The organism is Leeia aquatica, from assembly GCF_012641365.1.
GTDB classification, from domain to species: domain Bacteria; phylum Pseudomonadota; class Gammaproteobacteria; order Burkholderiales; family Leeiaceae; genus Leeia; species Leeia aquatica.
The window spans coordinates 135,651-154,913 of the sequence record NZ_JABAIM010000003.1; the positions used below are offsets into that span (position 1 = coordinate 135,651).

Here is a 19,263-nt window from a genome sequence, read left to right on the forward strand (position 1 = left end):
GGCTTACTCGTCGTCGAACAGGGCGTTGATAAAGTCGGCGGCCACAAAGGGGCGCAGGTCGTCGCGCTGCTCGCCAACCCCGATAAAGCGCAACGGCACCGGGCGGCTACGGGCAATCGCGGCAATCACGCCGCCCTTGGCGGTACCATCCAGCTTGGTCAGGATCAGGCCGGTTACCCCCAGCGCATCGTCAAACGCCTTGACCTGCGCCACCGCGTTCTGCCCGGTATTGGCATCCAGCACCAGCAGCACTTCATGCGGCGCGCTGCCTTCGGCCTTGGTAACCACCCGCTTCACCTTCTTGATCTCTTCCATCAGGTGCAGCTGGGTCGGCAAGCGCCCGGCGGTATCCACCAGCACCACGTCAATATTGCGCGCCTTGGCCGCGTTGATGGCGTCAAACGCCACTGCAGCCGGGTCGCCACCGTCCTGCGCGATCACCGTGACGCCATTGCGCTCGCCCCAGGCCATCAACTGCTCGCGGGCTGCAGCGCGGAAGGTATCACCCGCGGCCAGCAGCACCGACTTGCCCTGGGACTGGAAATAATGGGTCAACTTGCCGATCGAGGTGGTCTTGCCGGCACCATTCACCCCCACCATCATGATCACGTAAGGATGGTGGGTTGAAATGTCCAGCGGGCGCTCCAGCGGCAGCACCAGCTCGGTCAACGCCTCCTGCAGCTCCTGCTTCAACGCGCGCGGGTCTTTCAACTCACGCAGGGTCGCCCGGTCACGCACGGTCTTGAGCAGGGTCTGCGTGGCATCCACGCCCATGTCGGCGGTCAGCAAGACGGTTTCCAGCTCTTCATACAGGTCTTCGTCAATCTGGCCGCCACCAAACAGGCCCGCCAGTTGCTTGGTGAATTGCTGACGGGTTTTGGTCAGCCCCTGCTTCAGCCGGGCCGCCCAACCCAGTTTAGGGGCCTCTTCGGTCGCGGGGGCCTCAGGCTGGCTGACGGCGGGATCGGCTGCGGACTTGTCTTTTTTGAAGAAACTGAACATCGTGGCTTTCTGTCCCGATACGTGGCGACCGGCGTCGGTTTGATCCTGCTTAACGCCTGACCCGCAATCGGGGTATAATATCCTGTTTTATTAGGTCAATTTGCCGCCCGACCGTTCGGGCATGCAAATGACGTATTGTACGGGAGCCCGGCCCCGGCGCGCTACTTCATCGCGCCCGGACTGCACATCAGCATGTTACGCAATCAGGTACGCATCATCGGCGGGCAATGGCGCCGCCGCCTGCTCAGCTTTCCGGACGGTGACGGCCTGCGCCCAACCTCGGACCGGGTGCGGGAAACCGTTTTCAACTGGCTGGGACAAGACCTGCACGGACAAAGTTGCCTGGACTTGTTTGCCGGCAGCGGTGCGCTGTCTTTTGAGGCGGCATCCCGCCATGCTGCACGGGTGGTGGCGCTGGAATTGAGCCACAGCGTGGTACGGCAACTGAAGCAGAATCGCCAGTTGCTGCAGGCACAGCAGATCGACATTGTGCCGGGTGATGCTCTGCAATGGTTGCGCCAGTCCAGCGAGCAGTTTGATGTGATTTTTGCGGACCCGCCGTTTGCCGCCAACCTGCTGCCCGCCGTGCTGCCCCTGGTGGCGGCGCGGCTGAAGCCGGGTGGGCGGCTGTATATCGAAGGTGAACATTTGCCCGAGCTGCCTGCCGAATGGACCATACAGCGGCAAGGCAAGGCAGGACGGGTCAGCTATGCCTTGCTGCAACGGTCCGACCAGCCCGCTTGATTGACGCGGCAGGCCGTGCCAGAATCGAACTGAATAGTTGAGGAAATTACTATGTCTTTAATGATCACGGATGAATGCATCAACTGCGATGTCTGTGAGCCGGAGTGCCCGAATCAGGCCATTTCGCAGGGCCCGGAAATCTATGAGATCGACCCGAACCGCTGCACCGAGTGCGTGGGGCACTACGATACGCCGCAGTGCCAGGAAGTCTGCCCGGTAGACTGTATTCCGCACGACCCGGACAATGTCGAGACCCGGGAAGTGCTGCTGGTCAAATACGAGAAGCTGCAAGCCGCCTGAGCCTTGCCGCCTGATTCAAAACCGTTGTTGTTGCAGTCGCCATCCCGTCTCTAGTTCCCCCATGAAGGTTGAACTTTTGACAGGATTGGCACTCTCATTGCCCGAGTGCTAATATTTTGTCAGACCCGAAAGCAGAAAGGCAGACATCCATGACGTCCACTGCGGTCATCCCGCTAACCGTTTCGACGGGGAATCTGGAGAGCTACATTCACAGCGTCAACCAGTTCCCCCTGCTGACGCAGGAAGAGGAACAGGCGCTGGCTGAGCGTCTGCACCGCCACAACGATGTGGAGGCTGCCCGCCAGCTGGTGCTGTCGCACCTGCGGGTGGTGGTGTCCATCGCCCGCAGCTATGCCGGTTACGGCTTGCAGCAGGCCGACCTGATCCAGGAAGGCAATATCGGCCTGATGAAGGCGGTCAAGCGCTTTGACCCCAGCCGGGGCGTGCGTCTGTTCTCCTTTGCCGTGCACTGGATCAAGGCCGAGATTCACGAGTTCATCCTGAAGAACTGGCGTCTGGTGCGGGTAGCGACCACCAAATCCCAGCGCAAGCTGTTCTTCAACCTGCGCAGCATGAAATCCGGCTTCAGCGCCCTGAACGAGCGTGAAGCGCAGGATATTGCCGAGCAGCTGGGGGTGAAGGCGTCCGACGTGATGGAGATGGACACCCGTCTGTCCGGGCAGGATATTTCGCTGGAACCCACCGAAGCGGATGACGACAACGCCCAGCAGGCTCCGATTGCCTACCTGGCCGACACCCGCAATGAACCCACCGCCCGGCTGGAACAGCAAGCCATCGCCCATCTGCACGGTGAAGGCCTGATCGCGGCGCTGGACACGCTGGACGCACGCAGCCGCCACATTGTGGAATCACGCTGGCTGAGCGATGACAGCGGCGCCACCCTGCACGAGCTGGCCGCCGAATATGGCGTTTCCGCCGAGCGGATTCGCCAGATCGAGCAAAAAGCCCTGCAGAAAATGCGACAGCAGCTGATCGCGCTGGTGGACTAAGCCATCCAGCTTCGCCCATAAAAAAACGCCCCATCGGGGCGTTTTTTTATGGGCTGCATCACCTGAACACGCTCAGCAGGCTTCCAGCCGAGCATAGCTGAGCAACAGCCATTTCACGCCCGCCTCCGGGAAGTTGACCTGAACACGTGCGTCGTCACCCGAGCCTTCAGCTGCCACGATCACCCCTTGGCCAAAACGGCCATGCTTCACACTCTGACCAATGCGGAAACCTTGCAGATCTTGCGTACCGGCATACACGGCAGCGCCGGTTTGCACGCGGGGAGCTGCATAGCCCCCATGGTTTGCACTGCTGGGCGGGCGACGGTTCAACCACTGCGTCAGCGGCTCGGGTATCTCGCGCAGGAAGCGGCTTGCCAGATTGTAGCGGGTCTGGCCGTACAGCTGACGCTGCGTCGCCAGCGTCAGGTATAGCCGTTTGCGGGCGCGGGTAATCGCCACATACATCAGGCGGCGCTCTTCACCGATGCCATCATGGGCGGAGAGGCTGTTCTCATGCGGAAACAGCCCCTCTTCCAGACCGCAGACCCAGACCGCGTCAAACTCCAGCCCCTTGGCGGAGTGCACCGTCATCAGTTGCAGAGCATCCTGCGCCACTTCGGCCTGCAACTCTCCGGATTCCAGAGAGGCATGCGCCAGAAAATCCTCAACCGTGCCGCCTTCCACTTCGTACTGGAAGTTCTGCGCCGCGTTGACCAATTCTTCCAGGTTCTCCAGCCGCTCTTCGCCATCCTTCTCGGCGCGGTAGTAATCGCGCAGGCCGCTGCGGTCCAGCAAGGCGTCGATCTTTTCCGGCAGCGGCAACTCGGCAATCTCGGCAGACAATTCGTCAATCAGGCGCACGAACACCGCCAGCTTGTTGGCCGCCGCGCCACCCGGCGGGCGACTGCAGCAACTGGCCCACAGGGACAATCCCCCCTCCCGCGCCGCCACCTGCACCGCTTCCAGCGTACGCGCACCGATGCCGCGCGCCGGGAAATTGACCACCCGCAGCCAGGCACCGTCGTCATCCCGGTTGGCAGTCAACCGCAGGTAGGCCAGTGCGTGCTTGATTTCCTGCCGCTCGAAGAAGCGCAGTCCGCCGTACACCCGGTACGGCACCCCGGCCGCAAACAATTGATGCTCCAACAGGCGGGACTGCGCATTGGAGCGATACAGCACCGCCATGTCGGCCAGCGCCGTACCCTCACGGTGCAGCTGCCGCACTTCCTCTACGATGAAGTGCGCTTCGTCCTGGTCCGTCAGCGCCTCGAATACCCGCACCGGCTCGCCGGGTCCGGCAGCCGTCCACAATTGCTTGCCCAGACGGCCTTCATTGTTTTCGATCAGCGCGTTGGCAGCGTCCAGAATATTGCCGAAGGATCGGTAATTTTGCTCCAGCCGGATCACCTTTCCGATGCGGAATTCACGCTCGAAATCACGCATATTGCCGACATTGGCACCACGGAAAGCATAGATGGACTGGTCATCGTCGCCCACCACAAACATGGCGGTGTCCGGCCCGCCCAGCAGTTTCAGCCACTGGTACTGCAGGCGGTTGGTATCCTGGAACTCATCGACCAGAATGTGGCGGAAGCGCTGCTGGTAGTGCTCCCGCAGCATGGCATTGCGTGACAGCAATTCGTACGCCCGCAGCAGCAGCTCTGCAAAATCCACCACGCCTTCGCGCTGGCATTGCTGCTCATACTCGCCATAAACGTCAATATAGCGGCGGGTCTGCGGATCATAGCTCTCGCAGGCGCTGGCACGGATGCCGCTTTCTTTTTGACTGTTGATGAACTGCTGTACCTGCCGCGGTGGCGTACGCTCCTCATCCACATTCAAGGCACGCATCACCCGCTTGATCAGCGCCAGCTGATCCTGCATGTCCAGAATCTGAAACGCCGCAGGTAAACCACACTCACGATGGTGCGCGCGCAACAGCCGGTTGCACAGCCCATGGAAGGTACCTACCCACATGCCCCGGGTATTGATGGGCAGCATGGCGGTCAACCGGGTCAGCATCTCCCGCGCTGCCTTGTTGGTAAAGGTCACCGCCATCAGGCCAAAAGGGCTGGCCAGTCCACTGTCCACCAGCCAGGCAATGCGGGTGGTCAGTACCCGGGTCTTGCCGCTGCCCGCCCCGGCGAGGATCAGGGCCGACTCATGCGGCAGGGTTACCGCGGCCAGTTGCTCCGGATTCAGTCCGGACAGAAAATCATCACGCATGACAAGCAGGGGGTGCTACCACCCCCGATCAGGACAATGCGCGTATTGTAAGGGCAAACCCGGCAAGAACGCTCGTTCTATTTAATAATGCCGCTCAGAGCCAGGTTTATGGTCTTGCCAGCGGGGCCGAGACAAGGCGAAAACGGCTGAGGAAGCGGAGTTTACTCGGTGTCAATGAGCATTCCGAAGCCATTTTCAACGCCGTATCGGCGCCACGCAGCAGACTATGAACCGGCTCTCAGCGCAGCCCAGCCTTGGGCTGCAACTCCGGCACCACCCCCAGCACCAGCGAGGCCGCAGCGTTGGCATCACTTTCGCTGTCAAAGTCAGGCACGCTGACCAGATACACCGCGCGGCCCTTGAACTTGCGCTGCTGCACCACAGCCGGAATACCCGCCTCATCCAGCGTACTCACCAACGCCTGCGCGACGGCCTTTTTCGGATAGGCTGCCAGATACAGCGACCAGTCGCCCCGCACCACGGCTACGCCCCGGCCAGACTGGGTTTCGGTTTGCGGTGCCCAATCGGTTTCCAGCTTATTACGGTCAACATAACTCACCGGCTCGGGCTGGCTACCCCGGTTGGCCACATAGAACTGCAAGGGCTGGTCCAGCGTGGCAGACGCGCCGCCTGTGTGGCTAACCCCGATCTTGCCTTCAATCAGACACACCAGATCGCGACCTTCATCAGACTTGCCCCACAGGTCGGTGCCGCGAATGCCCGCCGTCACCGTAGCCACCCGGATGCTCACATCACGGCGCGCCAGCTTCTGCGAGCTGCTGGTGGTAAAGCGGAACGCCCCCTTGAGCACATCCAGCGAAGCGGCAAACAGGCCCTGGTTTTCCTCGGCTGCGACCACGCTGCTCACCTTGAACTGCGCTTGCTCGCCCAGCTTGACGGTACTGCCTTCACTCAGCAACAACTCCACCCGCCCGCCGGTACCGGTCTGCAGCAGGTCGCCCGCTTTCAGCACCGTTGCCGGGGTCAGCGCCTGGCGGCTGCCATTGGCATGCTGCACCCAGGCGGGCATCTGCAGCCTGGCGACCTGCACGGCAGGCACAGCGAAAACGGCCATGGGCATGGCTAAAGCGGCGAGCAAACCCAATCGTTGCAAGGCATTCATGCAGGTCTCCTGTCATTCGCGTTAGCAGACTGCCAGAGTTGGCAGTGCTGTGGGTATAATCAACACTTTACATCATGACGGTGTCGCGCCAAAACCGCCAGTCCAACCATGCTGAAAGCATGCACGCGGATGCGACCCCCAGCACGCAAGGACAGACCGCACCATGCAAGAGCAATACCGCCCGGCGGAGATTGAACCGGCCGCTCAGGCCCATTGGCAAGCCGCACAGACCTTCAAGGTGGTGGAAGACCCGAACCGCCCGAAGTACTACGCCTGCTCCATGCTGCCCTACCCGTCCGGCAAGCTGCACATGGGCCATGTGCGCAACTACACCATCAACGACATGCTGGCCCGCCACCTGCGCATGAAGGGCTTCAACGTGCTGATGCCGATGGGCTGGGACGCCTTCGGCCTGCCCGCCGAGAACGCAGCCATTGCCTATCAGCGCTCACCGGCGGAGTGGACCTACGCCAACATCGAAGACATGAAGTCGCAGATGCAGCCGCTGGGGCTGGGTTTTGACTGGTCGCGCGAAGTCGCCACCTGCGACCCGGACTACTACAAATGGAACCAGTGGTTCTTCCTGAAGATGCTGGAGCAAGGCATTGTCTACAAGAAAACCCAGGTGGTGAACTGGGATCCGGTGGACCAGACCGTGCTGGCCAATGAACAGGTGGTGGACGGCCGCGGCTGGCGCTCCGGGGCCATTGTGGAAAAGCGCGAGATTCCGGGTTACTACTTTGCCATCACCCGTTACGCCGAAGAACTGCTCTCCAGCATCGACCAGCTGGAAGGCTGGCCGGACCAGGTACGCGCCATGCAGCGCAACTGGATCGGCAAGTCGACCGGCGTACGCTTTGCCTTCAAGCACGACGTGCGAGATGCCTCCGGCGCGCTGATTCAGGATGGCAAGCTGTTTGTCTTCACCACCCGTGCAGACACCATCATGGGGGTCACCTTCTGCGCGGTGGCAGCCGAGCATCCGCTGGCCACCCGTGCGGCAGAGCTGAAGCCAGCACTGGCGGCTTTCATCGAGGAATGCAAGAAGGGCGGCACCACGGAAGCCGAGCTGGCCACCCAGGACAAAAAGGGCATGGACACCGGCTTGACCGTGACTCACCCGTTGACCGGCGAAGCAGTACCGCTGTGGATCGGTAACTATGTGCTGATGAGTTATGGCGATGGCGCGGTAATGGGCGTGCCGGGGCACGACGAGCGTGATTTTGCCTTTGCCAACAAGTACGGCTTGCCGATCAAGCAAGTGATTGCCACGACCCATGTCGATACCCAACCGTTTGATGCCAAGGAGTGGCAGGGCTGGTATGGCGACAAGCAACTGACCCATTGCGTCCACTCCGGCAAGTATGACGGCCTGGACTACGAAGCCGCCGTCGACGCCGTGGTGGCCGACCTGGCTGCGCAAAACAACGGCGAAAAGAAAACCACCTACCGCCTGCGCGACTGGGGCATCTCGCGCCAGCGCTACTGGGGCACGCCGATTCCCATCATCCACTGCGCCAGCTGTGGCGATGTGCCGGTGCCGTATGATCAGCTACCGGTCAAACTGCCGACGGACTGCATTCCGGATGGCTCGGGCAACCCGCTGAAACACCGTGCGGATTTCCTCCACGTCGATTGCCCGCAGTGCGGCAAACCGGCGCAGCGGGAAACCGACACCATGGATACCTTTGTCGATTCCAGCTGGTATTTCATGCGCTATGCCTGCCCGGACGCCACTACCATGGTGGACGCGCGCAACGATTACTGGATGGCGATGGACCAGTACATCGGCGGCATTGAGCACGCTGTGCTGCACCTGCTGTACGCCCGCTTCTGGACCAAGGCGATGCGCGACATCGGTCTGGTAAAGATCGATGAGCCGTTTACCCGCCTGTTTACCCAGGGCATGCTGCTGAACGACAGCTACTACCGCGAACAGGCTGATGGCAAGAAGCGCTGGTTCTACCCGAGCGAGGTCGAGGTCCAGCACGACGACAAGGGCCGTCCGGTCAGCGCTGTCGCCAAGGAAGATGGTCAGCCGGTGCAGATGGGCGGCATCGAGAAGATGTCCAAGTCCAAGAACAATGTGGTGGAACCGAAAGACATCATCAGCCGCTTCGGGGCCGATACCGCGCGTCTGTTCACCATGTTTGCCGGGCCGCCGGAGCAAAGCGCAGCGTGGTCGGACAGCGGTGTGGAAGGCGCCTATCGCTATCTGCGCCGGGTCTGGGCCTGGTGCTACAAGCAGCATGACGCGCTGAAGGACGCTGGGACGGTTGACGCCGCCAGCCTGGACGCCGCCAGCAAGGCACTGCGCCGTGAGGTACACCTGACGCTCAAGCAGATCAACCACGATTACGAGCGCTTCCAGTACAACACGGTGGTATCCGGTGCGATGAAGCTGCTGAACACGCTGGAAGGTGCAGCGGCCGTGGCACCCTCGGTACTGCGTGAAGGCGCCAGCATCCTGCTGCGCGTGCTGTCGCCGGTCAGCCCGCACCTCACCCACGCCTTGTGGACCGAGCTGGGCTACGCGGCCACTGCCGGTGAGCTGGTCAACGCCGGTTGGCCCGAACCGGAAGCCGCGGCGATGGACAGCGACCAGATTGAGCTGGTGGTGCAGGTGAATGGCAAGCTGCGGGGCCAGATCAGCGTGCCGAAGGCGGCAGATCGCGCCGCCATCGAAGCCGCCGCACTGGCAGACCCGCATGTGATGAAGCACGTCGAAGGCCAGACCATCAAGAAGGTGGTGGTGGTGCCGGGGCGTCTGGTCAATCTGGTGGTCGGCTGATGCGTACCTTACTCTCTCGTCTGTGCTTGCTCGGCCTGCTCGGCTTGCTGGCCGGTTGTGGCTTCCACTTGCGTGGTGCCCAGCCGGTGGAGCTGCCGTTCAAGCAAGTGTTTCTGGCCAAGTCCGGCGTGTTTCAACTGGACCTCGACGCGCAGCGTACCCTGAGTGAGCGCGGCGGGGTGGAGGTCCTGGCGCAGAGCAGCAGCGATGCGCCCGTGCTGGACAGCCTGCAGGAGTCACGCAACCGCAACCTGCGCTCGGTCAACATCGACGGCAAGGTGAAGGAATACGAACTGCAATACACCTTCTCCTTCCGCCTGCGCAGCGCCGCGGGCGAAACCTTGCTGCAGAACCAGATCTCGCTGGTGCGCCGCATGAGCTATAGCGACGATGCCTTGCTGGCCAAGGAGCAGGAAGAAAACCGCCTGTATCTGGACATGCGGCAGGACGCGCTGCAGCAGATGCTGCGCCGCCTGGCCCACGCGCCGGTTGGCAGCACGCCAGCTGCTCACTGAGTGGGATTGATGCCGCCGTGGAGTTGAAACTCGAGCAGTTGTCGCGTCACCTGCAGGGGCCGCTGGCCCCCTTGTATGTGCTGCATGGCGATGAAGCCCTGCTACAGATCGAGGCCCGTGACGCGCTGCGTGAAGTCGCGCAGCGCGCCGGGTTCTTGGCGCGGGAAAGCCATGTGGTGGAAAGTGGCTTTCAGTGGTCCACCCTGCTGTTTGCCAATGATGCGATGTCGCTGTTTGCCGACCGCAAGTTCATTGAGCTCGCCATTCCTTCCGGCAAACCAGGCACCCAGGGCAGCGAAGCCTTGCAGCAGCTGAGCCAGTCACTCAACCCCGACAACCTGCTGCTGATCACCTTGCCCCGTCTGGACAAAGCCACCCAATCCAGCAAATGGTTTCAGGCCTTGCAACAGGCCGGGGTCACCATCGCCACCCCGCCGGTGGAGCGTCAGGCGCTACCCGCCTGGCTGAATGGCAGGCTGCAAAAGCAGAAGCAGCAGCTGGACCCTGCAGGGCTGACCTTTCTGGCAGAACGGGTGGAAGGCAATTTGCTGGCTGCGCATCAGGAAGTGCAGAAGCTGGCCCTGCTCTACCCCGAAGGCGCGCTGAGCGAAGCGCAGGTGCGAGAGGCGGTACTGAATGTGGCCCGCTTTGATGTGTTTCAGCTCTCCGAAGCCGTGCTGCAAGGGGATACGGCCCGTTTTCTGCGCATGCTGGATGGTCTGAAGGCCGAGGGCGAGGCCCCCACTCTGGTGCTGTGGTCACTCAATGAAGATGCCCACCTGCTGTACCGGGTGGCGCACGGTCTGGCTCAAGGACAAGCGTTACCGGCCTTACTGCGGGAAAACCGGGTATGGGGCGACAAGCAGCAATGGGTTGGCCCCGCCGCACGGCGGCTGGATGGCCCCACCCTGCGCCGCGCCTTGTCATTGTGTGCCGAGGCTGATCGCGCCAGCAAAGGCGTCAGCCCGCACGACCCTTGGCACGTGCTCAGCCAGCTTGGCCTACTGCTGTGTGGTGCGCCCGTATTGCCGTCCTGGACACACTAGACTTCTCTACGAACCGGGCTACTCCGCCACTTGCCACAGCAGCACATCGCCGCCCACCTGCCACGCCTGCAGGGACGTGAGCCCCTTCAGCCAGCGCTGCAACCGCGCATCCGGATCATGTTGCTGCCACAGCCACATCCAGGATGCATTCAGTCCTTTGACGCTGACGGGCTCTTGTGGTCGCCCCGCCTGCTGCGCCATCCAGCCGGGGTCCGCCAGACTATCCAGCACCCGCGATACCAATCGCGACAGGCGACGCTCCCGCTCCTCATACAGGTTTACCCCTTGCCGCGACGCCAGCTCGGCCATCCACACCAGCGGCAACAGCGCAAACTGGTGATAGGCCAGCGCTTTCTTGCCCCGCGCCATTTCGCGCGGCAAGGTGCCATCATCTTGTAGCTCGGCCAATCCCAGCCGGTATTGGTCACAAGCCCAGTCAAACAGCGCTTGCTGCTCGGTGGCGACTGCCACGGTCATCACGCTCCAGCCCGCCCAGTAGGCGTGGTTGTTGAAGTCCGACTCGCGCTTGCGGGCGGCATAGCGCTGCTGTACGGCCGTTGCCAGTTGCAGCAGCCAGCCCTCAATCTGCTGCCGCTGTGCAAGCGGCAGTCGTGGCTTGACCTGCAGATAAGCCAGCGCCAGCCCTGCGGTGCGCCATTTACGCTCATACTCGCCCTGTGGGTTGACCTTGCCGAGCAGCGCCTGCCCTTGTGCCCAGTCCTGTAGCCATTGTCCAGCGCAGCGGGCGCCCGCGGCATCCCCGAGGCGCACATAGCGGTTGCTCCAGGACTGCACCTGTCGCAGATAGTCATCCAGCGGCTTGGCCGCAGCCTTGTTGGCCGCCACCAAAGCAGGGTCCGCTTCGGAGTGCTGGGCATCGGTATAGAAGCTGACGCCGATGACATCACGCTGAACCGCTGGTGTGGCTACGCAAGCCTTGCCATGATCAGGCTGCAAGGGGGCACGCAGCACATAGGGGGACATCCAGGCCCCCGCGCTGCCATGCCACAGCAGTAATACCAGCCACCAGACTCTGCCCATCCTGCCCGCTCCTTGCTAAACTGCTGCCTTGAATTTCTGCAGGTTACCCCATGCTGTTACTGCTGTCGCCCGCCAAGACGCTAGACTACGATTCACCACTCACCACCCGCCGCTTTAGCCAACCGGATTACCTGCCCCAGTCACAGCAGCTGATCGAGCGTTTGCGCCACTTCAGCCCGGCTGCACTGGCCGAATTGATGTCACTGTCGGACAAGCTGGCGCAACTGAATGTGGGTCGCTACGCCGACTGGTACACCCCGTTTACCCCAGACAATGCCCGTCCGGCGGTGTTGGCCTTCATGGGTGATGTATACGAGGGGCTACAGGCCAGCCAGTTTGACGATGCCGACCTGGACTATGCGCAGCAGCACCTGCGCATCCTCTCCGGTCTGTACGGCCTGCTGCGCCCGCTGGACCTGATCCAGCCCTATCGGCTGGAAATGGGAACCCGGCTGGACACCGCAGCCGGGCGCGACCTGTATGCGTTCTGGGGCCAACAGCTCGCCCAAGCGCTAGACCAGCTGGCACAAGCAGGGGCACAGGGTCCGATCATCAATCTGGCCTCGGATGAGTATTTCAAGGCCGTCCCCGTCGCTGCCCTGCGCACGCCGGTGATCCAGCCGGTGTTCCAGGACCGCAAGAACGGGGTGTACAAGATCATCAGCTTTCACGCCAAGCGCGCACGCGGCATGATGGCCCGTTTTGCCATCCGCCACCGCCTGCAGCACGCCGAAGCGCTGCAAGGCTTTGATGAAGCGGGTTATCGCTTTGCCCCCGAGGCGTCGAGCGAGGATCGCTGGCTATTCCGTCGGGAAGCGCCCTAGGCCGCCTGCCCCGCATTGTGGCACAATGCGCCTTCGCTGCAGTGCAGCGTAAACGCGGCAGCTTGCCATGCAGGCTGTCGTGTCCCATTGATCAAAGCGCATGTGGCGATCCCGCATGCAGCCGTGTTTGACAGGTGTATCCCATGAAGAAGTTGCTCCCCGCCCTGCTGGCCGGTCTGCTGGTCAGCGGCAGTGTTCTGGCCAAAGACTGGACCGAAGTCCGCATTGGCATGGAACCATCCTATCCGCCGTTTTCCAAGCTGAGCCCCAGCGGCAAGATCGAAGGTTTCGAGCCGGAACTGCTGGCGCTGTACTGCGCAGAAATGAAGCTGAAGTGCACGCTGGTCAGCAGTGAGTTTGATGGTCTGATCCCCGGCCTGCTGGCCAAGAAGTTCGACGTGATCATGTCTTCCATGTCGATCAACGCCGAGCGCAAGCAGAAGGTGAACTTCTCCGACCGCTACTACATCACCCCGTCGCAGCTGGTTGCCAAGCAAGGCAGCCCATTGCTGCCCACCGCAGCGGCGCTGAAAGGCAAGACCATTGGCGTGCAGCGCGGCTCGGTCTCAGCCGACTATGCACTGGCCACCTGGCAAAGCCAGGGTGTGAACGTTCGCCAGTACTCCAAGACCCCGGAAGCCTATATGGATCTGACTTCTGGCCGTCTGGATGCGGTGTTTGCCGACAAGATGGAAATCCAGCAAGGCTTCCTGGCCAAGAACAGTGCCAAGTTTTCCCTGATTGGCACGCCGGTTTCCGACACCAAGTACATCGGTGAAGGCATTGGCATGGCTTTCCGCAAGGAAGACCAAGACCTGACCGCACGCTTCAATGATGCCATCAAGAAAGTGCAGGCCAGCGGTGCATTCAAGAAGCTGAGCGATCGCTACTTCAAGTACGACATCAGCAAGGGCTGAAGCATGCTGACCATGGCGGCTCAAGCCGCCATGGTGCTAAAAGCTGCTGGCCTGCGCCGCTGGCATCTCCAGCAAGGCTTCCAGCTGGGCCGGTGTGATGAATTCGAACTGGTCCACATTCATGCCATGGTCCATGCGCCGGATGGCGCGAATGCTGACCTCATCCGTCATCCGCATCACATCAAATTCCCGCAATGGCGCAAACTGCCCGGCAGGTGCAATCAGACTGGCAGGCTGCTTCATTTCCGGCACCGACGGCAACAGCAGTGCCGGCTCGTAGTGCTCGACCTGATCGTTTTCCTTGCGGCGCACCCGCACGGCTTCGGCAAACGGTGCCAGCAGCTGCAAGCCAATGTCCAGCAGGCGCCCCTGCCGCACCCAGCGCACCACCGCCACATTCCAGCGGTCGACATGCTCAGAGCGAATCAGCACCACGCTTCCCACGGTGATGCTTTCCGGCTGCGCCGTTTCCAGCTGCAAGGCGTAGCCCCCCGGACTGACATTGATTACCTGCCAGCGCGACAAATGTACCTCCGGACTCACCGGCGGTACCACCCGCACCACCTCGTCACCCGCTTCAGCGGTAGGCACATCTGTTTCAAGCTGGGCGGGTTCGAGCTCCAGGGCGCCCACATCTTCCGCTTGCAGACGCTCACGTTGCAACAACTGGTGGGCTGACCACAATCCACAGACTAACAGTACGCTGGCGTTATTGCGCATGCGATTAAACAAACGCTGCGGGGTAATACCCCAGGCGCGGATCAAACGACGCAGCAGATCAATATGGTGGGTGGCTTTCTGGAAATGGCTGGAAGATGCCGCTACTTTTTCCAGCGGGACCAGCTCCTTGTGCAGTCGGCGGACCACCTCAAAGGTATTCAGCAGAATGGCATGCCGCCCGTCCAGCTGCATCGGGCGGTGCCCCATGAACTGGGGCGGCACATCACGGTCGAGCTGAATCAGGAAGAACCCGGCGGGGTCTGCCAGCTGGGAGACCGCCTGCAGGGTGGCGTAATTGGCCAGCTTGTGCAGCCACTCCTGCACCTTCTGGATCTCGCCCGGCAACAGGCTGTGCGGATCTGACAGTCCCAGCAGCAGGATCTGCTTGTACAGCTGCTGAATGCTGACACTGGCCCCCTCCGGGACCTCGTCCAGCATTTTCTGCTCCCAGGCATGGCGGAACAGCAGGTGCACTTCCAGCCAGACCCGCTCCGGAACCGGGTAATAATTGCCATAGCACAGCATCAAGACCCGCTGGCTCAGCTGCAGCAGGCGCAGCAACAAGCCCGCGGCATTGCGCTGCCCGAACACAAAGCGCCGACTGCTCTCTTCTCGCAGTACCAGCTTGCAGGCACAAATCAGCTCCAGCAGCAGGTCGCGCGCCAGATGCCAGGCCTGCTCCGCCCGCTCGCGCTGCGGCACGGCCACACCGTGGTACAAACGCTCCAGTGCGGGCAGGTGAATGTCGATCTTGGTCTGGAACTGCTCCAGCGCCTGCAGGCGAAAATCCCGGTCCAGCTTGCTGCGGTTGAGGGTGAACAAGGCATCATATAAGGTACGCCCCAGATCCAGCGGCTGCACCTGCGGCAGGCCGATCAACCAGTCGTGCAACGACTTGGCATCTGCCAAGTGCGATGACAACTGCGAGGCCACCGGCTCAGGTACATACAAGGATTCTAGCGTCGCATTCATGGGCGTGTTTCAAGACCGTCGGGTTGTCCAGCTGGCATGTCGATCTTGACAACGGCATGCCGCTTGATTGGGTTATAGGATGACTGCATCAGACCCGCAAGCCCAACCCGCTACCACAAGTCTGGATGAGGTCTTGGCAGAACATCTTCAATCAACCAGCATAAATGATGCCAGCCTGCCCCATCGTACACTGGAGACCCGAATGCAGCCTGAAACCCCCTCCGCAACAAGCCCTTAAGCTGCGCCGGACTCACCCAGCTCCAGCAACAGGTGCTGCTGGGCAACACGCGCCACACCCCGGCGTGACGTTTTTTGTCGATAACTGCCGTCTGGCAGCATTTCCCAAGCTTGCCGGTTATCGCTCAGATACGGCAGCAAGCCTTCGCGGATCACCCGGCGCTTGAGCTTGGGTTCCAGCACCGGGAACGCCACCTCGATGCGCCGGAACAGATTGCGGTGCATCCAGTCTGCAGAAGACAGGTACACCTTCTCTTCCTTGTCGGCATGGAAGTAAAACACCCGGGTGTGCTCCAGGAAGCGCCCCACCACCGAGCGCACCCGGATGTTCTCCGACAAACCCGGCACGCCCGGGCGTAACGCGCATACGCCGCGGATGATCAGATCCACCTGCACACCCGCCTGTGATGCCGCATACAGCGCCCGGATCACCTGCGGCTCGACCAGCGCATTCATCTTGGCGATGACCCGTGCCTTGCGGCCCGCCTTGGCGTGGCGAACCTCGGCTTCAATGGCCCGCAGGATTTCACTGTGCAGGGTGAAGGGAGCCTGCCACAAGGCATGCAGTTGCCCGGCCTTGCCCAGCCCGGTGAGCTGGGTGAAGATGTCGCTAACGTCTTCACCGATCTGCTCATTGCAGGTCATCAGGCCAAAGTCGGTATAGAACTTGGTGGTACGCGGGTGATAGTTACCCGTCCCCAGATGCACGTACCGGCGCAGTCCTTTCGCCTCACGCCGCACCACCATCAGCATTTTGGCGTGGGTCTTGTAGCCGACCACCCCATACACCACGTGAGCGCCCACTTCTTCCAGCCGGTCGGCCCAGCCAATATTGGCCTCTTCATCAAAGCGGGCCATCAGTTCCAGCACCACGGTGACTTCCTTGCCACGCTGCGCGGCCTGAATCAAGGCATCCATCAGCACAGAATCATTGCCGGTGCGGTAGACCGTCATCTTGATGGCCACCACCCGCTCATCGTGCGCTGCCTGGCGCAACAACTCGACCACCGGGCCAAAGGACTGGAAAGGATGGTGCAGCAGCACATCGCCACGCTGCATGACTTCAAACATGTCGTGATGCTTTTGCAGCACCGAAGGCAGGGCCGGGCGGAAGGGCGGGTATTTCAAGTCGGCCCGGTTCACCAGATCTGGCACCTGCATCAATCGCACCAGATTCACAGGGCCGTCCACCTTGAACAGGCCTCCTTCTTCCAGCTTGAATTGCGACAGCAGGAAGTCCACCATGTGCTGTGGGCAATTATCCGCCACTTCCAGACGAACCGCCTCGCCAAACTGGCGGTGGCTCAGTTCATCCTGCAACGCCTCGCGCAGATCGGTCATGTCGCCCTCGTCCACCGAGAGGTCGGCGTTGCGGGTCACCCGGAACTGGTAGCAGCCCAGCACGTCCATGCCGGAGAACAGCTCACCGACATGCGCATGCAGAATGGAGGACAGGAACACGAAGCCATGCGAGACACCAGAGATCTCTGGCGGCAAGGGGATCACTCGCGGCAGGATGCGCGGGGCCTGCACGATGGCGACCCCGGAATTGCGCCCGAACGCATCACGGCCATCGAGCTCGACGGCAAAGTTCAGGCTCTTGTTGAGCACCCGCGGGAAGGGATGCGCCGGGTCCAGCCCAATCGGGGTCAGCACCGGCATCACTTCACGGAAAAAATAGTCTCGTACCCAGGCTTGCTGTGCCTCGTTCCAGCTGGGGCGTCGCAGGAAGCAGACCCCTTCCGCAGCCAGCGCAGGCAACACCGTTTCGCGCAATACCCGGTACTGGTGCGACACCAGACCGTGCAGACGTTCGCTGATTTCTTGCAGCAAGGCGGCGGGCGTGTAGCCATCCACCTCGGTCGCATCACCCCGGCTGCGCAGGTGCTCTTGCAGCGAGGCGATGCGGACCTCAAACAATTCGTCCAGATTACTGCTGACGATACACAGGAATTTCAACCGTTCCAGCAGCGGATTACTGTCATCTTCCGCTTGCGCCAGCACTCGGCGGTTGAATTCAATCAGACAAAGCTCACGGTTGAGCAGGTGATCCGGGCGTAGTTTGAGGGTCATACCGATGTCAGTCAGGGGTGAGTCGGGTCACCCGGACAGACCCCTTACGGGGCGGGCGGCACGTACCCTGCGACAGCATCCGCACCTCCGCCAAAGAAATAGGCTTCCAGTTGCGCCGTCAGGTACTGCCGGGCCCGGCTGTCTGCCAGGTTAAGACGGTTTTCATTGATCAGCATGGTCTGGTGGCGAACCCAGGCTTGCCAGGCTTCCTTAGACACATTCTCGAACACCCGCTTGCCCAGCTCTCCCGGCAGCGGGGGGAAGTCCAGCCCTTCGGCCTCACGCCCCAGTTTGATGCACTGTACCATTCTGCTCATGATGTTTCCTTTCACTTTACTGCTGGTTTATTACATTTTTTTGACAATCTGTACCAATGGCCGGTCACTGGGTTTGAGCGGCTTGATAAATACCTTGGAGCGGCGCTGGAAGTTGTACAGCTGCTGCTTCTTGGCCGGCAGATCCGATACGGGTGCCGCCGCAAACCCCCGCTCGCAAAACCAGTGTGCGGTACGGGTGGTCAACACAAACAATTGCTGCAGCCCCAGCTCCAGCGCGCGCTGTTCGACCGCCTGCAACAGCAAGTCACCATAGCCCGCCGCCCGAAACTGCGGGTCCACCACCAGACAGGCCAGTTCGCCCATACCGGACTCGGCATAAGGGTACAAAGCCACACAGCCGACGGTCCGGTTATCGTGCTCCAGTATGGCGAAGCGTTCGATCTCCATCTCCAGCAATTCGCGCCCGCGCTTGACCAGCACGCCTTCAGACTCCAGCGGCTCGATCAGTTGCAGGATGCTGCCGACGTCATCAATGGTGGCATGGCGCAGCCGTTCCAGCCGCTGCCGGGTAATCAGGGTTCCGACCCCTTCATGGGTAAACAGTTCCAGCAACAAGGCACCATCTTCAAAGCGGGACAGCAGATGCACCCGTTCTATCCCCAGCTCGCAGGCGCGAATGGCTGCAGGCAGATAACAGCCGATGTCATCGTACTGTTCCGAGCGCTTCTTCAGCACCTCTCGGGCTTCACGGGTGGTGACTTCCAGGCGCACGCTGCCATGGGCGTCGGTCAGCCCAGGATCGTCCATGAAGAAAATCAGCTTGTCCGCGTTCAGTTCAGTCGCCACAGCGGTGGCCGTATCCTCCACCGTCAGGTTGAACGCCTCTCCGGTAGGCGAATAACCCAGTGGTGAAATGACCACAATCTCGCCTTCCCCCAGCCGCTGCTGGATGGTTTCAACATGCACTCGGCGCACCTCGCCGCTGTACATCATGTCCACCCCATCGCGCACCCCCAGCGGCTGCGCAATCAGGAAGTTGCCACCCGCCACACGGATACCGGCATTCGACATAGGAGTGGAGGGGAGTCCCATGGACAGGGTGGCCTCAATATCGGCACGCACCACGCCCACCGCCTCTTTGACGCACTCCAGCACGTCGGCATCGGTTATGCGCACCCCGCGATGGTAGTTCAAAGGCAGGCCCTTGGCCTGCACCCGCTGATTGACCTGGGGGCGGACACCATGCACCAGCACCAGCCGCACCCCCAGGCTAACCAGCAGATTGAAATCATGGGTCAGTGAAGCCAGCTGCCCGCCTGCCACCACATCACCGCCGATGGCCACCACAAAGGTTCGGCCTCGGAAAGCACGGATATAGGGTGCTGCTTCACGAAACCAGGTCACCATCGGGGTATGTGGCAGCATGCGGCTCATGGACTCTTCC

Annotated in this window: 16 protein-coding genes; 8 read left to right on the forward strand and 8 right to left on the reverse strand. The window is 61.5% G+C overall.

Annotated elements, in window-relative coordinates; all coding sequences use genetic code 11:
• Positions 1 to 3: 3 nt before the first annotated feature.
• Positions 4 to 1,002: a signal recognition particle-docking protein FtsY gene (gene ftsY / locus HF682_RS13320; RefSeq protein ID WP_168877810.1), complete on the reverse strand. Its 999-nt coding sequence runs from the start codon at positions 1,000 to 1,002 to the stop codon at positions 4 to 6.
• 192 nt (positions 1,003 to 1,194) lie between these two features.
• On the opposite strand from ftsY, the gene rsmD reads away from it, so the two are divergent.
• From rsmD to rpoH, 3 genes are all read left to right on the forward strand, one after another.
• A complete protein-coding gene (gene rsmD, locus HF682_RS13325; protein WP_168877811.1) occupies positions 1,195 to 1,746 on the forward strand; it encodes a 16S rRNA (guanine(966)-N(2))-methyltransferase RsmD in 552 nt (183 codons plus the stop codon).
• 51 nt (positions 1,747 to 1,797) lie between these two features.
• Positions 1,798 to 2,046: a YfhL family 4Fe-4S dicluster ferredoxin gene (locus HF682_RS13330; protein WP_168877812.1), complete on the forward strand. Its 249-nt coding sequence runs from the start codon at positions 1,798 to 1,800 to the stop codon at positions 2,044 to 2,046.
• Between the two features lie 149 nt (positions 2,047 to 2,195).
• Positions 2,196 to 3,056: an RNA polymerase sigma factor RpoH gene (gene rpoH / locus HF682_RS13335; RefSeq protein ID WP_168877813.1), complete on the forward strand. Its 861-nt coding sequence runs from the start codon at positions 2,196 to 2,198 to the stop codon at positions 3,054 to 3,056.
• Positions 3,057 to 3,128: 72 nt separating this feature from the next.
• Here the strand turns inward: rpoH and HF682_RS13340 are convergent, their stop codons facing one another.
• Both HF682_RS13340 and HF682_RS13345 read right to left on the reverse strand, forming a co-directional pair.
• On the reverse strand, positions 3,129 to 5,282 hold the full coding sequence (locus tag HF682_RS13340; protein ID WP_168877814.1) for a UvrD-helicase domain-containing protein: 2,154 nt from the start codon (positions 5,280 to 5,282) through the stop codon (positions 3,129 to 3,131).
• Positions 5,283 to 5,520: 238 nt separating this feature from the next.
• The gene (locus HF682_RS13345) at positions 5,521 to 6,405 is read right to left on the reverse strand and encodes a FecR domain-containing protein (RefSeq protein WP_168877815.1); all 885 of its coding nucleotides are present in this window, start codon (positions 6,403 to 6,405) and stop codon (positions 5,521 to 5,523) included.
• A gap of 163 nt (positions 6,406 to 6,568) precedes the next feature.
• Between HF682_RS13345 and leuS the strand changes: the two genes are divergently transcribed.
• From leuS to holA, 3 genes are read left to right on the forward strand one after another with little or no spacing between them, the layout of a single operon-like run.
• Positions 6,569 to 9,196, forward strand: coding sequence for a leucine--tRNA ligase (gene leuS, locus HF682_RS13350; RefSeq protein ID WP_168877816.1), 2,628 nt, complete (start codon positions 6,569 to 6,571; stop codon positions 9,194 to 9,196).
• Positions 9,196 to 9,711 carry an LPS-assembly lipoprotein LptE gene (locus tag HF682_RS13355; protein ID WP_168877817.1) on the forward strand — a complete coding sequence of 172 codons (516 nt, stop codon included), beginning with the start codon at positions 9,196 to 9,198 and terminating at the stop codon, positions 9,709 to 9,711. The genes leuS and HF682_RS13355 overlap by 1 nt, the downstream gene beginning before the upstream one ends.
• A gap of 17 nt (positions 9,712 to 9,728) precedes the next feature.
• Positions 9,729 to 10,757: a DNA polymerase III subunit delta gene (holA, locus tag HF682_RS13360; protein ID WP_168877818.1), complete on the forward strand. Its 1,029-nt coding sequence runs from the start codon at positions 9,729 to 9,731 to the stop codon at positions 10,755 to 10,757.
• 18 nt (positions 10,758 to 10,775) lie between these two features.
• Here holA and HF682_RS13365 read toward each other — a convergent pair whose 3' ends face one another.
• Complete coding sequence (locus HF682_RS13365; RefSeq protein WP_168877819.1) at positions 10,776 to 11,798, reverse strand: alginate lyase family protein; 1,023 nt, start codon at positions 11,796 to 11,798, stop codon at positions 10,776 to 10,778.
• A 50-nt stretch (positions 11,799 to 11,848) separates the two neighbouring features.
• Between HF682_RS13365 and yaaA the strand changes: the two genes are divergently transcribed.
• Together yaaA and HF682_RS13375 are read left to right on the forward strand one after the other, a co-directional pair.
• Positions 11,849 to 12,622 (forward strand): peroxide stress protein YaaA, encoded by a 774-nt coding sequence (yaaA, locus tag HF682_RS13370; protein WP_168877820.1) that lies wholly within the window; start codon positions 11,849 to 11,851, stop codon positions 12,620 to 12,622.
• Between the two features lie 143 nt (positions 12,623 to 12,765).
• Positions 12,766 to 13,539 carry a transporter substrate-binding domain-containing protein gene (locus HF682_RS13375; protein WP_168877821.1) on the forward strand — a complete coding sequence of 258 codons (774 nt, stop codon included), beginning with the start codon at positions 12,766 to 12,768 and terminating at the stop codon, positions 13,537 to 13,539.
• Between the two features lie 36 nt (positions 13,540 to 13,575).
• Here HF682_RS13375 and HF682_RS13380 read toward each other — a convergent pair whose 3' ends face one another.
• The 4 genes from HF682_RS13380 to argA all read right to left on the reverse strand — a co-directional run bounded on the left by HF682_RS13380 (position 13,576) and on the right by argA (position 19,253).
• Positions 13,576 to 15,231, reverse strand: a complete 1,656-nt coding sequence (locus HF682_RS13380) for a cyclic-di-GMP receptor FimW-related protein (protein WP_168877822.1) — start codon at positions 15,229 to 15,231, stop codon at positions 13,576 to 13,578.
• Between the two features lie 234 nt (positions 15,232 to 15,465).
• Entirely contained in the window at positions 15,466 to 17,541 is a 2,076-nt protein-coding gene (gene ppk1, locus HF682_RS13385; RefSeq protein WP_168877823.1) for a polyphosphate kinase 1, read from the reverse strand.
• 44 nt (positions 17,542 to 17,585) lie between these two features.
• Positions 17,586 to 17,858, reverse strand: a complete 273-nt coding sequence (locus HF682_RS13390) for an oxidative damage protection protein (RefSeq protein WP_168877824.1) — start codon at positions 17,856 to 17,858, stop codon at positions 17,586 to 17,588.
• Between the two features lie 30 nt (positions 17,859 to 17,888).
• Positions 17,889 to 19,253 (reverse strand): amino-acid N-acetyltransferase, encoded by a 1,365-nt coding sequence (gene argA, locus HF682_RS13395; protein ID WP_240947276.1) that lies wholly within the window; start codon positions 19,251 to 19,253, stop codon positions 17,889 to 17,891.
• Between the last annotated feature and the right edge of the window lie 10 nt (positions 19,254 to 19,263).

Coding starts and splice junctions, on each gene's coding strand:
- ftsY (WP_168877810.1), bottom strand. CDS start 1,002: ATGTTCAGTTTCTTCAAAAAAGACAAGTCCGCAGCCGATCCCGCCGTC.
- rsmD (WP_168877811.1), top strand. CDS start 1,195: ATGTTACGCAATCAGGTACGCATCATCGGCGGGCAATGGCGCCGCCGC.
- HF682_RS13330 (WP_168877812.1), top strand. CDS start 1,798: ATGTCTTTAATGATCACGGATGAATGCATCAACTGCGATGTCTGTGAG.
- rpoH (WP_168877813.1), top strand. CDS start 2,196: ATGACGTCCACTGCGGTCATCCCGCTAACCGTTTCGACGGGGAATCTG.
- HF682_RS13340 (WP_168877814.1), bottom strand. CDS start 5,282: ATGCGTGATGATTTTCTGTCCGGACTGAATCCGGAGCAACTGGCCGCG.
- HF682_RS13345 (WP_168877815.1), bottom strand. CDS start 6,405: ATGAATGCCTTGCAACGATTGGGTTTGCTCGCCGCTTTAGCCATGCCC.
- leuS (WP_168877816.1), top strand. CDS start 6,569: ATGCAAGAGCAATACCGCCCGGCGGAGATTGAACCGGCCGCTCAGGCC.
- HF682_RS13355 (WP_168877817.1), top strand. CDS start 9,196: ATGCGTACCTTACTCTCTCGTCTGTGCTTGCTCGGCCTGCTCGGCTTG.
- HF682_RS13365 (WP_168877819.1), bottom strand. CDS start 11,798: ATGGGCAGAGTCTGGTGGCTGGTATTACTGCTGTGGCATGGCAGCGCG.
- yaaA (WP_168877820.1), top strand. CDS start 11,849: ATGCTGTTACTGCTGTCGCCCGCCAAGACGCTAGACTACGATTCACCA.
- HF682_RS13375 (WP_168877821.1), top strand. CDS start 12,766: ATGAAGAAGTTGCTCCCCGCCCTGCTGGCCGGTCTGCTGGTCAGCGGC.
- HF682_RS13380 (WP_168877822.1), bottom strand. CDS start 15,231: ATGAATGCGACGCTAGAATCCTTGTATGTACCTGAGCCGGTGGCCTCG.
- ppk1 (WP_168877823.1), bottom strand. CDS start 17,541: ATGACCCTCAAACTACGCCCGGATCACCTGCTCAACCGTGAGCTTTGT.
- HF682_RS13390 (WP_168877824.1), bottom strand. CDS start 17,858: ATGAGCAGAATGGTACAGTGCATCAAACTGGGGCGTGAGGCCGAAGGG.
- argA (WP_240947276.1), bottom strand. CDS start 19,253: ATGAGCCGCATGCTGCCACATACCCCGATGGTGACCTGGTTTCGTGAA.